9 protein-coding genes are annotated in these 13424 nt (G+C 67.7%); 8 read left to right on the top strand and 1 reads right to left on the bottom strand.

Annotation, left to right across the window (positions count from 1 at the left end):
* Nucleotides 1-1718: 1718 nt before the first annotated feature.
* A complete protein-coding gene (locus tag BCD49_RS45745; RefSeq protein ID WP_007508665.1) occupies nucleotides 1719-1841 on the bottom strand; it encodes a hypothetical protein in 123 nt (40 codons plus the stop codon).
* Between the two features lie 196 nt (nucleotides 1842-2037).
* Here BCD49_RS45745 and BCD49_RS00265 point away from each other — a divergent pair, with 196 nt between their 5' ends.
* From BCD49_RS00265 to BCD49_RS00230, 8 genes are all read left to right on the top strand, one after another.
* Nucleotides 2038-2244, top strand: coding sequence for a hypothetical protein (locus tag BCD49_RS00265; RefSeq protein ID WP_007508664.1), 207 nt, complete (start codon nucleotides 2038-2040; stop codon nucleotides 2242-2244).
* Between the two features lie 146 nt (nucleotides 2245-2390).
* The gene (locus BCD49_RS00260) at nucleotides 2391-3098 is read left to right on the top strand and encodes a dTMP kinase (RefSeq protein WP_241832221.1); all 708 of its coding nucleotides are present in this window, start codon (nucleotides 2391-2393) and stop codon (nucleotides 3096-3098) included.
* Nucleotides 3099-3412: 314 nt separating this feature from the next.
* Nucleotides 3413-4369 (top strand): type IV toxin-antitoxin system AbiEi family antitoxin domain-containing protein, encoded by a 957-nt coding sequence (locus BCD49_RS00255; RefSeq protein WP_083401157.1) that lies wholly within the window; start codon nucleotides 3413-3415, stop codon nucleotides 4367-4369.
* A gap of 566 nt (nucleotides 4370-4935) precedes the next feature.
* Nucleotides 4936-6672 (top strand): NERD domain-containing protein kinase family protein, encoded by a 1737-nt coding sequence (locus tag BCD49_RS00250; RefSeq protein ID WP_071040963.1) that lies wholly within the window; start codon nucleotides 4936-4938, stop codon nucleotides 6670-6672.
* A 373-nt stretch (nucleotides 6673-7045) separates the two neighbouring features.
* Nucleotides 7046-9691 (top strand): Z1 domain-containing protein, encoded by a 2646-nt coding sequence (locus BCD49_RS00245; RefSeq protein WP_007508660.1) that lies wholly within the window; start codon nucleotides 7046-7048, stop codon nucleotides 9689-9691.
* Between the two features lie 493 nt (nucleotides 9692-10184).
* Nucleotides 10185-11777 carry a hypothetical protein gene (locus tag BCD49_RS00240; protein WP_131803343.1) on the top strand — a complete coding sequence of 531 codons (1593 nt, stop codon included), beginning with the start codon at nucleotides 10185-10187 and terminating at the stop codon, nucleotides 11775-11777.
* Nucleotides 11774-12673, top strand: coding sequence for a hypothetical protein (locus tag BCD49_RS00235; protein ID WP_007508658.1), 900 nt, complete (start codon nucleotides 11774-11776; stop codon nucleotides 12671-12673). The genes BCD49_RS00240 and BCD49_RS00235 overlap by 4 nt, the downstream gene beginning before the upstream one ends.
* Complete coding sequence (locus tag BCD49_RS00230; protein WP_007508657.1) at nucleotides 12670-13413, top strand: DUF6339 family protein; 744 nt, start codon at nucleotides 12670-12672, stop codon at nucleotides 13411-13413. The genes BCD49_RS00235 and BCD49_RS00230 overlap by 4 nt, the downstream gene beginning before the upstream one ends.
* Nucleotides 13414-13424 lie beyond the last annotated feature (11 nt).

The following is a 13424-nucleotide window of genomic DNA, read 5'->3' as shown; positions in this document are numbered from 1 at the left end:
GTCGCCGGAAGCAGGCATGGCCGCCGACTCCCGTAGTCGACCCAGGCCGAGAAAAAACGGGCGAGCAATCCCTGCGGTGCGGTCAACACCGGATGAACAGGATTGCGCCATCGCGTGCGTTCCCCGTGTCTTTTTCATTGGCCTGCAACTAGCTTGGTCACCTCAAGTGACTCGGGGGGGCACTATGCGAGATTTCTCATTGTCCAGACAGCGGTTCGACTCTGCGGTCATCTCTGCGGTCATCGCGACGAAGGATGGACGGCGAGCAGCGTCCGCTGGAGGTCGACGAATTCGCCTCACATGCGCCGTGGCGGTGGCTGTACCAGCCGCCGTTTTGCTACTGGGACTGTCCGCCTGCGCGTCCGCGACAAAGGACAGCCTGGCTAACGCTGGCCGGATTCAGACTGCTGACGTCCTGTCGGACGGGATCACGACGACACCGGCCTCGGCGACCGTATCCGCATCGGCCTCGGTAGCGACGTCCTCAGCGCCACCCAGCCCGACGCCAACCACGGCCAATCCGCCGATKCCCTTCGCCGCCGCCAACCAGCCCGGCGCGACGCGGCCGCCAGCGCGCCCCGCGGCCCCGGCCACAACCGCGGTTCCCGCCCCGGTCAGGACCACCACCGCCGCGCCCGCACCCGCGCCGGCTCCARCACCGGCCCGGACAACGGCCGCCGCTCCCGCTCCGCCGGCCAGCTCGAACTGCGATCCGGCCTACCCGGACGTCTGCCTGGAAGATGGCAAGGGCGACTACGACTGCGCCGGCGGCTCTGGCAATGGCCCGAACTACGTGCGCGGACCGGTCCGCGTCCTGGCACCGGATCCCTTTGGCCTGGACGCGGACGGCGACGGCGTCGGCTGCCAGAGCTAGACACCATCCCGCGGCGGGAGTCTCGGCAGCGAGATCCGCCACCCACGATCATTCAGTCGCATGCCGCCGTGCCATGCCGCCTCTTCACTGCACGCCTCGTGCCAAGAACGCATCCGGCATCGAACCAAAAGAGGGAATAGCGGCATCGGGTCGGTTCCGCGCGCTTCACCGTTTCCTGTTCGGAGCGCGCCTGACGCCTTGATGCCGGTTCGAGCGCTAACCTGATCGATCTACGGCGATCGAGGAGTGCAATGCTGATTGTTCCGGGAGCGACATCGCGCGAGCTTCCCCTTATCCGTGAGGCCGCGGTAGGGGTGGCCGACGCGCCTAGTGGAATGGCTCGCCGGCGGCACCGGCCAAAAGGCTCGAACGGGCAGTTCGGCATCGCGGTCACCGCCGTTCCGGCCGCATTTCTGCTGATTGCGCTCTCCGGCTGCCGCAGCGACCCAGACCAGGGGTTCATCCTCGCCAAGACCGGCCAACCCMAGCCGTCAAGCCCAAGCACCGAGCTCTTGGAGCAGACCGAGCCGCCGGCCGGAGTGATGGCCGTACCGGCGGCGACCCCACCCCCGCCAGCCGCCCGGACCGTCCCAACCACGCCCGCGACGCCGTCCGAACTGGCGCGACCGATCCCGTCCGGCGCCGCCGACCCGACCGATACAGGCACGCCAGCAAGCAAGATCGTGGCCGTCGCGGCCGGGCCATCGAGCCCGGTTTCCGCAACGGATTCGGGGCCCGCCATCGGTTCGAGCGTGCCGCGGAACCAGCCAGCAGCGGATCTGGCGGCGCTAGCACTGACCGCGCCACCACCAGCGACGACTACGCCGCGAACTGACGTGACCTCTCAGCCGGGGATCATCACGCCGACCCCGCAGACCTCGCCGACCCCGCAGCCGTTGCCGACCTCGCCGACGTTGCCGCCGCCGGCGCCGCCGGCGGCGGCGGAGGAACCGGCGTCTACTCCCATGCCGGCCCCGCCGCCGCTTTTGGTGCTGGCGACTCCACCGGCGCCGGCGGCCGCGTCAGTTTCGGCAACGACCCTTGCAGTTCCTGGCCCGGAGACGACGGCTCCTCGCCCGGACACGACGACGGCTCCCGCTCCCGGGTCCGCACCCGCACCCGCGTCGGCACCCGAGCAGCCAGGGGTCGCGGAACCATCTCCCATGCCGACGACCGTTGCCGCACCGGCACCGGCACCGGGCTGTGATCCGTCGTATCCGGACCAGTGCCTCCAGGACGGCGTCGGCGACTACGACTGCGCGGGCGGCTCGGGCGATGGCCCGAACTACGTGCGCGGGCCGGGCCGGGTCCTGGAGCCAGACCCCTTCGAGCTGGATTTTGACGGGGACGGCGTGGGCTGCCAGAGCTAGCCGCCGTTCCACGGCGCCCGGCTTGGCTCCAACGGCCAACGGCCGGCAGTCGGCCAGGCGGGGTCGACCATGCAGCGCCGTCCATGCGGCACTGACCATCCGGTGGCGACCCACGGATAACGTCAGGTATGCGCCTGCGGCCGACGATGATCGTGTTGGTGGGGGTTGACGGGTCGGGGAAGTCGACCGCGGCGAAACGGCTCGCCGGGGAGCTCACGGCGGCTGGAACGCCAGCGCGGTACTTCGAGAACGGCGGCGGACGGCCGTTGATCGATCCGCTGGCCCGTCGGCTCGGACGCCGGGACGGGCGGCACCTACTCGGCCGGCGTGGCTATCTGGCAGTCGAGGCGTCCATCCGCTGGGTCGCGATCGCCCGAGCGACCACGATCTCGACCCTGACCCGCCGCGTTTCCGTCATGGACCGCTACTCCTACTGCCAGTTCGCCATCATGCGAGCCCGCGGCGACAGCACACCCAGCGGAGGCGGCGCACCCGACGGAGGCGGCGGAGGCGGCAGCGCACGCGGCGCATACGGCGGAGGCAGTGGAGGCGGCGCACCCGGCGGAGGTGGCGGAGGCGGCGAGACTGGCGGCCACGCTGAGCGGCTGGTGCGCGTCGCCTACTCCGTTTTCCCTCGCCCCGACGTCACCTTCTACCTGACGATCCCGGCAGACGAGGCGGCCCGCCGCGTCGAAGCCCGCGGCCGCGACGTCGAGGACCCCTCCTACCTGACCGCCTTCGACGCCGCCTACCGCTCTCTCCCCGAGTTCCCCTCCTTCACCGAGATCGACGCCTCCCCCACCACGAACCAGGTCGCCACCGCACTCCGAGATCACCTGACAACCCTCAGATGATCGCCAGATCTGTACTCAAATCCGAACCGCACACCGCTCCCAGTTCGGATTCGAGTACAGAACCGACGATCAACCTCGTGCRCCACGCGGTGATCGTGAGTTCTGCCCGGGGTTCGCGCGCCAGCCTCGGCTGAGGCTCTGATCCGGATGCCGGGGCTCTGGTCCAGATATAGAAGGGCGATCCTCGCCCGGGCCGGCGTCGCGTCACCGCCGAGGTAAGGCGCCGCGGCATCCGCATATCCACAGGTCTTGCCTTGTCCACAAGCGGCGCCTCTGCCTGACGCGGCGAGCTGGTCGGGCGGATTCTGCCGCTCGTGGCGACAGCCAGTCAGCGGAAGCGGGCCGAGTACCCGGGGCTGGCGGCGGCTCTGCGCGTCGCCCGCCGGCAGCAGGGCATGATCAGCGTGGCTCAGGCCCGCGACGCCGGGCTGACCCGTGGGCAGATCGAACAGCTAATACGGACCAACGCCTGGATACGACCTTTCAACGGCACTTACTTCGTACCTGACGTACCTGGCGCGGATCCGCTACTCGGGCGCCTGCGCGCCGCACTGCATCGCCGTCCTGATGCCATCGTGTGCGGCCTGAGCGCCGCGCGGCTATACGGGCTCGGCGCGCTCCCGCCGTGCACGCCGACCGAGCCTGTTCGTCTGCTGGTCGCGCCTACGAGTTCCCGTCCTCGGTCCGCCGGGCTGGTCCTGCACGCCGGAACGGTTCCTGAGGATGAGGTGCGACCCATCCGAGGCCTGCCGGCGACAAGCCTCCCTCGAACACTCGCCGATCTGGTACTCGCCTGGGAACGACCCGAAGCGGTCGCGCTGCTGGACGCCGCGCTGCATGGCCGCCGACTGCTCAATCTGGACGACATACGGACGGAACTCTTCGGCCGACGCGGCGCAGCCAGCCGATATCGGTGGCTCCTCCAGGTCGACGGGCGTGCCGAGTCGCCGCTGGAGTCGTKGGTGCGGCTGGTTCTCGCGGATGCCGGGATACCTCCGGAGGAGCTGCAGTATCCAATCTGTGATGGGTCCGGGACGTTCGTCGCTCGGGTCGACATGGCCTKGGTGTCGCGACGGGTCTGTCTGGAAGCGGACGGCGCCGCCTTTCATGGCACGCCGGTTCTCGACCCCAAGCCCCTCCATCACGACCGCGAACGACAGAACCGCCTGCAGGGACTGCGCTGGCGCTTGGTCCGCGTCACCTGGAAGGACGTGCTCACCCGCCCCACCTACATCGTCGAGACAGTCGTCAAYGCCCTACGCCAGATATGATCATCAATTCTGTATCGGGATCCGGGCTAAGAGCGGTGCGCGGTTCGGACCTCGATACAGAACCAGCGATCTCGCCCTTGGACGGAGGGGGTCAGAGCGCTCCGGAGCGCCGGCGCGCCGGCGCCAACCCGCGGGCAATCGGTCCGCGGTCGGGCACCTGCCTGGCCACTCGGGTAGCCGATCGCCTGGAGACCGCCCGCTAGCTCGCCAGACACGCTAGCTCGCCCAGGGCGGCCATCTGCCGGAGAACCCGGCGTTCGCCCGGCAATTTCTGGTTCGCCCGGAATGTCCGTTCCCCTCGGGCACATCCGCACTCTGAGCGAGCAGCCGGCGGCGATAGTCACTGTCCGGGTCAAATCCGCTTACCTAGGCGTACCTGTGGTGCAGCGCCCGTATCGGGGTATGCGACAGTCTGTCGGAACTTGACGGGGAGGCCGGCGCCACAATCCCACGAACCGGATCGTTGGTTCCTGTGGCTGTACCCCTTCTGGAAGGAAGCGGCTCGCACCGGCGGGGCGCCTCCGCGGGTGTGCGCCGGGCGGCGCGGATGACAGCGAGGGGGGCGCATGGGAGCAACGATCATCCGCCACGGCGAGTGGGGCGGGCCGGGCGAGGAGGCCACCGCCCGCTACCTGCGCGACCACCTGGACGAGCAGTGGACGATCGTCTGCGGCCGGCAGTTGGTACACACCTCGGGAACGCGCGACACCGACTTCATTGCCATCGGGCCGAACAGCGTCATCGTGATAGAGGAAAAATCCTGGCACGGCGACCTCAATGGCAACGATGTCTTCTGGTACGACCGGGCTACCCGCGAGGACCGCGGTAACCCGATCAACCAGGCTGTGGGCGCCGCCCGCATCCTGGCCGGCGGCCTGACGCAGCACAACCGGCCATTGCGCAGCGCGCTCAAGCAGGCTGTTCCGCTCGGAGAGGCTCCGCTTCACCTCGTCTACGCGCTGGTCGTGTTGTCCTCGCCCGATGTCAGGCTGAACGTCGACGATCCGCGCGTCGAGCGCCACGTGGTCCGCCTGGCCGGCTGCGAGCAGGCCCTCCGCGAGATCGACGACTTCGTCGGCCGCCATTTCAACTTCGCCCCCTTCCGCAAGCGCGTCGAAGATCACGTCGCTGGATTGTCCGGGCGCTCGGCGATTCCGAAGAAGCTCGGACCCTACGTGATCGTGACCGGACTCGACCCGACGCCGCGCGGACGCCGCTACGTCGGCCGGCATCACGACGGCTCGATAAGGGTGCTGCTCACCCTCGAGCGCCAGGGCCTCACCGAGGATGAACTCCGGAAGAACGACAACCCGCTGCTACGCGAGTACAACGCGATGCGACGATTGGCACCACTGCGCAGAGTCTTCGCCGTCGACCCATACTTCGGCGTCGACTACGAGCGGATGTGGGTCATCCCGATGCACCCGCCGGAGCCAACCCTGCTCACGCTGGGGAACCTGATCCGCGCCGACGTGCGGCCCGCGATCGAGACCTTCGTGGCTGTGGCCGCCGACTCCTACGCCGGGCTCGCCGACATCCACGCCGAGGGCATCACCCACCGCGCATTGCACCCGAGCCGGGTCTGGATGGACCCGGAAACGAACCGGGTGACGTTCTCCGACTTCCTCATCGCCAAGATCGCCGATGCCGACGTCGGCACCGTGCACGACGCCGACGACGTCGACCACGAGGGCCAAGCGTTCCGCGCACCCGAATGCCGCCGAACCGCACACGCCGCCGGAAACCCATCCGACGTCTACTCCCTGGCGCTGTGCCTGCTCGCCTGGTGGGAGCTGGGCCAGCCCGACCCATCGACGGCACCGCGGGCACCCGATTCGTTGCCGGGCAAGGTCCGCGACGTTCTGGACGCTGCCCTCGCCACGAACCCCGACGAGCGCGCCGGCGCCAGGCAGATCGCCGATCTACTCACCGCTCAACTCGCCGTGGAGACGCCGTCGACGGCCCGCGTGCCCGAGTTCACCCTCGAGTCGGAGTCCGGGTCGGAACCCGAGCCGCAGCGCACGACCATGCCCGGACCAAGGCCGGCCGCGAGCACACCCACAGACAGGCATGGCCTTCGACCCCACAGGTCCGAGACCGTACGCAGGCTCGGCGACAGCGCCGCCGCCACCACCCGCCAAGCCGTCGACCGAGCCCTCGCCGGCTACCAAACTCTCAAGACCACCAAGGCCCCCGCCCTCCTCACCAGACTCCACCGCACCCCCRCCGAGCCTGACGCCACCCACGATCCCGCCGACCGCCTACGCACCTACCTCCACCGCAGGCCCCGACGCCAGCCCTGACTTCGATCAGGGACTCCGAGGCCGGATGTGGACCGACGGACTCGGCAGTGCCCAGACGAACCGATGGTTCGCGGAGATGAGGGGTCGGCAAGGTTGGTGACGTAGCTCTTGCTCCCGGTCAGGGATCGGGCTCGGCCTCCCGCGCGCCGCAACGCTTCTCGGTGCGACGTCCCATCCCGTCGCAAACGGCATGATTACCCGTATTGCTCCCACAGGACCGTAGTTCCGAACGTTGCCACTGCAGGACAACCTGCACCTGCCGCGTGCCATCGCACTGGATCACGGCGGACACGTGTTGTCGCACCCGTGTGCCAACATGTGGCCTGCAGTCGATCGCTAACGGCGGAAGCAAGGACAACCGGGGGTAAGTACCATGGGTACCGAAGCGTCGAACATGCTGTCGTCGGGCGACGAGTTCGTGGATGAGACTGCGGACACGATCGCGATGATGGTGGCTGGTGGCAGCTCGGCCGACGGGGCCATCCGACGCCTCAGCAGGTACACCCCCAATGACGTCCTCGCGAACGCGCGCGAACTCTACGAGAAGCGGACGCAGCGGGTACGCAGCTTCGACGACGTTCACGTGCTCCTGAACCGAGAGAGGGAGACCGGGACGTGGTATGCCGGACCGCGCCCCGACCATCGTTTCTGGCCGGTGTTGGAGAAGCGACTTCGTTTCAGCGGCATCCCCGACGAATCCATGAACGCTCTCAATCGAACATCCGATCGAGTCGTGAGTCTCCTCAGGCCGCCCGGAACGGCCGAGATCAACGTCCGCGGCCTGGTCCTGGGCTACGTCCAGAGCGGCAAGACCACCAACTTCATGAGCGTGATTGCCAAGGCAGCTGACGTCGGTTACCGGCTCGTCATCGTCCTGTCCGGCCTCACAGAGAACCTCCGTGCACAGACCCAGGGCCGGCTGCAGAGCATGCTCGTCGAGGATCTGGAAGCCCACTGGCACCTGCTGACGTATCCGGAGGCCGACTTCACGGTGCGTGGCAACGCGCGCCAACTGCTCTCGAACCCGGACCACCGCCTGCTCGCCGTGGTCAAGAAGAACCCACACCGGCTGCGTCGTCTTGTGCGCTGGATGCGCCAGGCCGGTGACGAGGTTGTTGCGAACTGCCCGATCCTCGTGATCGACGACGAGGCCGACCAGGCGAGCATCAACGTGAGCCTCAAGGACCGTTCCTCGATCAACGGGCTGATCGGCCAGATCCTCAGGCAGCCGAAGACCGCCTACATCGCCTACACCGCGACGCCGTTCGCCAACCTGCTCATCGACCCGGAGAAGGAGGATGACCTCTACCCTCGCGACTTCGTGGTCGACCTGCCGCGTCCAGACGGATACTTCGGGCCCGAGAAGCTGTTCGGCCGGGACCCTCTGACGATCGACGAGGTCGAGGCCCTGGACCAAGGCCTCGACATCATCCGCCAGATCCCTGAGGACGAGGCCGTTGCGATCAGGCCCCCGCGGGTCAAGGACGGCCTCGACCTCTGGGAACCCGATATCACCCTGTCGTTGATCGACGCGTTGCAGTGGTTCCTGCTCGCGACGGCAGCGCGTCGTGCGCGTCCCGATGGCGGGCTCCACAACTCGATGCTGATCCACACCTCGATGAACGCCAGGGCACATTTCGCTACGAAGGCACCGGTGGAGAAGATTCTCCACCAGTTGCGCAAGGACGTGACGAACAGTAGGACGGCCGTGCTCGCCAGCCTGCGCAGTCAATGGGAGGAGGAGTCAGCCAAGCTGCCGTCCGCCTCCCAGGGCCTGAGCCCCGTTACCTGGGCGGAGATCGAGAAGTACCTTCCCGCCGTGTTGGCGGACGTGCGAGTCATCGTCGACAACTACCTTTCGAAGGACCGGCTCAGTTACGGCGACCCGGCCGGGATCACCGCGGTGGTGATCGGCGGCAACACGCTCTCGCGTGGGCTCACGCTTGAGGGGCTGACCTGCAGTTACTTCGTGCGCGCCTCCTCGGCCTACGACACCCAGCTCCAGATGGGCCGCTGGTTCGGCTATCGCCGCGGCTACGGTGACCTGCCGCGGATCTGGATGACCGACGAGTTGAAGGAGTGGTTCTTCGCGCTGGCGACGGTCGAGGAGGAGATCCGACGGGACATCCGCCGGTACGAGGTCGAGGAACTGAGCCCGCTCGAGGTCCCGGTCAGGATCCGCACCCACCCCGCGATGGCCATCACCTCGGCCGCCAAGATGCGCGACGCGGTTGACGCGGAGATCAGCTTCAGCCGGCACCGCGAGCAGACGATCCTGTTCCACCACCGCGACCAAGACTGGTTGCTGCACAACCAGGACGCGACCCGCCGGCTGGTACAGCAGGTCGGGGCCACGCCGGTCTCGATGCCGAGCGAGCACCTCCTCTTCAGGAGCGTGCCCTCGGCACTGATCGAGGCGTTCCTCAGCGACTACCGGTTCCACGAGGAGGCCTTCCGCATGAAGGGCGATCTCCTTCGCGAGTACATTGCCAGCCAGAACCGGCAGGGCTTCCTGCGGACCTGGAACGTCGTCGTCATGAACCGGACCGGCTCCGGCTCCGACGGCGCCATTGACCTCGGGCTCGGCCGGCCTGTGGGGCTCCTCAAGCGGAGCCGCCTGCCGATGCCAAGCAAGCCGTACGCAAACATCAAGGCGCTGATCTCCACGACCGACCGCGTAGCCGATCTCCAGCTCGGCAGCAAGGAACTCGGCGAGCTCCATGGCGGGAAGCCAGACGACAACAAGCTCCGCGTCTATCGCGAGGATGTCCTTGGCGACGTCGGCCTGCTGTGCGTCTACCCGATCGACAAGGTCTCGGAACCGAGGCGCTTGGAGGGCTCCTCCCCGCGCGTCGCGCTGGACGCGGTGGAGCACGTGATCGGACTCGGGATCTTCTTCCCGAAGGCGGGCGGAGTCAGGAGCGAGATCACCTATAAGTCCGCCGACCTCTCGAACCGGCAGCTCGAGACCGAGATCATCGATCTCGACGCCATCGACGAACTGGACGCGCAGTCCTGACCGGTTGCATGCGATCGTCGCTTCCGGCTCGCCACGACAGCAAGCCGGAAGTGACGACGAGTCCGGGTAGTCCACTCCGGCGGCGGCGGATAACGTCCGGAGCCAGCCCCATCAGCATAAAGCTCAGCGACCGGGAGCTACGATCATCAAGATTTTTTCGGAGCCGTTCCACCCACGCGGCAACATCGATGCACGCGCAGCCCGGCGTGCACTGGGACGTTCTGCCCTCGGGCCATGGACGGTCTTTCTCCGCGAGACTCTGCAGAACAGCTGGGACGCACGGATCGCGGGCGGCTCGATCTCGTACCACGTCGATGCCTGGCGGGTGAACGACGAGCAGCGCCGCACCCTCAGCACGGTGGTGTTCAAGGACCTGCCGGACCATGACGACCCCGCGATCGGCGATCGGCTCCGCACCGACGACCTGTCCGTCCTCGTCGTCACGGACTCGGGCACTCAGGGGCTTCGAGGACCCACCCGCGCGGACGTCGCTGTGGACGGCCCGACCGATTTTGTGGACTTCGTACGAAACATCGGCCGCGACGAAACCAAGCACCTCGGCGCTGGCACCTACGGCTTCGGCAAGGGCGTCCTCTACGAGGCCAGCTCCTGCTCGACGATCGTCCTCTTCACAAGGTCGACGGACGCGGGCAAGCCGGTTAGTCGGTTCATGGCCGTGGCTCTTGGATCCGCATACGCCCGGCCCGAGGATGGGCAGCGTTTCACAGGTCGCCACTGGTGGGGCGAACCCGACGCTACGACCGGCGCCGAGCCCGTGCTGGGCCAAGCTGCCGAGGATCTCGCGGCGAACCTCGGGATGACCCGCATTCCCCGCGACGGAACGGGCACCGCGCTCATGGTGTTGGCTCCGAAGCGAGATCCTGGTCAGAACCTCCGCGACGTCGTTGCCCGCATCGCAGCAGCCGCCTCCTGGCACGCCTGGCCGCACGACATGGGCGCACTCACCGGCGGTCCCTCGATCGATTTCGGGTTCGACTGCGACGGCGATCCGGTCCCGCTCCCGGCCAGGGACAAAGGCGTGCTGCGGCACTACACGAGCGCCTACCGGCTGGCACAGGCGTTCTACAGGGGTGACATCGAGAAGGGCAAGCACGGCCCGCACACGGTGACAGAGATCCGTTCCGAGCGGCCACCGAGGAGGCTCGGTGTGCTGGTGAACCGCGGCTTCGAGCGGGCACCGAAGTCTCCTTCCAACTTGCTCGAGGCGCCCCCAGCCGACCTTGAAAACAGCATCGCGCTCATGAGAAACCCACGGTTCGTCGTCAGGTACCTGGAGATCGGGGTTCCGAACAGCTCCGCAGGAGCCGCTGGTGTCTTCGTTGTGGACCCCGACCTGAACGACGACTTCGCCCGCTCCGAGCCAGTGACCCACGATGACTGGATCCCCGACAACGCACAGGCGACGAAGCACAAGGCCAACCCCGTTCGCGTGGCCCTGCGCAAGCTGCGGGACGAGGCGAAGAAGACGTCGACACCACCGCCCCTTCCAGGTTCGGAGGGTCTACACGCCGGCGTCGTTGGCATCTCCGAGCTGCTCGGGCGCTTTCTAGGTGACGCCACCGCAGCCGATCCCGGCTTGTCAGCGGCCGTAGGGCGCGGCGCGCCCGGTGAAGCAGGTGGGAAGATCTCGAGCGGCTCCCAGCATGAGACCGGGGCTCCGGGCAACGGCGCGGCGGCCCGGAGCGGCGGCTCCTCTGCACGGGTGTCAGTGGTTCTCGACCGGCGCCACCGACTCGTGGCCGGGGATTCGTCGGGGACGGAGGTTGAGTTCGGCTTCCGATTGAGCAGCAGCAAGAGGTCACGGACGGTCTACGTCACCGCGGTTCCTCGAGTAATCCTCGACGGCAGCCAGGCCGAGCCCGCCGAGAACGCGCCGGCGGGCGCGATGGTTCCGTCGGTGCTGGGCTGGCGGCCGGCCGGTAACGATCACGCTTTCGTCGCAGGCAGCCGCCTCGTCGTCCGTCCCGATGATTCGGCCGCATGGACCGTACGCATCCTCCAGCCGCGTGACACCGCGGTCACGGTCGTCCTAGACCTGGAGATCGCTGAGGATGGGGTCGGATGAAGGCGCCGGTTAGCCTTGGTTTCCTGACGCCGAAGCCAGGCGACATCCGGGGGGCGGACTGGCATCTGACCGCGGTCGGTCATCCCGTGACCGATGATCCGACCCGACTGCCCGAATGGGATTACTTCAAGGACGTCAAGGTCCATCGGACGCTGGAAGTGGACCTGCCCAAGGTGCTCGCCGACTGCCGGCTGCCGGCGGATGCACGTCTCGAGGCGACGATCAGCTGGCACTCGTCCTGGACCAACCTCCGTGGCGCCCTCCCGGGCATTCCGATCAGCAGTCGCGCCACCGAACTGGAGCTGAAGCTGCCCGGCGAGCAGTTGGGCGGCCGTCTCACTCTCGACACCCATGTACTGCTTCGCCGGCCCGGTGCTTCTCAGCACCCGCTCGCTCCGGCCCGGCCCGGCACGACGCTGTGGACGGAAAGCACCATCGTTGATCTCGGAAGTGACGCCCAGCGATTCCCGGTCGTCGCCGTCGACTTCGCTCATGCGGGCATCGCCGACGGCCGTGGTGGCGCCTGGGCGTTGTCCATCGAGGAGACGGACCTGGCTGCTTCCGCGACCGGTGCCGTTCGGCTCTACCTCAACAGCGCCCATCCGCGGATCCGTCAGATCCTCGACGCCGTCGAGCCATCCGCTGACGTGGAGCTGAGAGAGATCATCTTCTACGACGCGGCGAGAACCCTGCTCACCTTCGCGGCCAGCCACGATGATCTCGACGACGAGGCGGAGCACGACGCCGGGACCCTGGGTGACCTGCTCGTGGGCCTCGTCCGTGTGTGTTTCCAAGACAGAGGAGTCGCGGGGATGCGTGGGTTGCTCCGCGAGTCTCCGGGCGAGTTCGCGACGGAGCTCCAAGCGTCCCTTCGACTGCTGGAGCGCCCGGCGTGAACCATGTCTTCCCTAGGCTCGATCCCGGTGCTGCGCGCGTGCTGCTCGTCGAACGCACCGATGTGCCGCCGGACCAGTTGCGTTCCCTCGCCACCGCCGAACACCCGGGTATGGACTGGTACGCGACCGGGGGCTCGCGGATTTCACCGGACCGACTGATGGTCATCCGCGACAAGGTCTGCGCGCTGGCGGGCGAGTACGGCTGGCCAATGGCGCCGGCCGGCGGCTTCACCGACTTCGAGCACCGTCTCTACGAGCTCCTGCTCGGCACCTTGGAAATCATGCCGGCGGACGCGGCCGACGAGGGCGTGTGGTCCTTCCTCACGCTCGTCCTGCTTCCTGACATCGCGTTCTGGCGCTTCCCGAACACCCAGCGCAGCGCGAGCTACGAACGCCTGATCGGCAAGCCGCGCAATGTCTTCCGACGACTGTGGTGGCGGGCCTATGTGCTCGGGGCCGATCTCGCCGGCCAGTTGTTGGAGGACGAGGCAGTGGCCATCATGGAGCGCCCGACGCTGGGTGGTTCCCCGGCGGTCGCCCGCGCCATCGCTCGAACTCACATTGGCCTGGTCAGGGAGAAGGGGTCGCTGCCGAGGACCGCGCTTATGCGAGAAGCAACCAAGCGGCTCCGCCGGCTCACCACGATCCTGACGCTGCACGCCATGGATGAGGGCGATCTCCACGAAGTGGTGCAGGAGGTCTTCCTCGAGACGGCCTTCGCGCTCGGGCAGGACGTCTAGGGGTGCTGACC

The sequence above is a fragment of the Pseudofrankia sp. EUN1h genome (assembly GCF_001854645.1).
In the GTDB taxonomy this organism is placed as follows: Bacteria; Actinomycetota; Actinomycetes; order Frankiales; family Frankiaceae; genus Pseudofrankia; species Pseudofrankia saprophytica.
The sequence above is the reverse complement of the archived record's forward strand: the minus strand, read 5'-3'. Positions and strand labels throughout refer to the sequence as shown.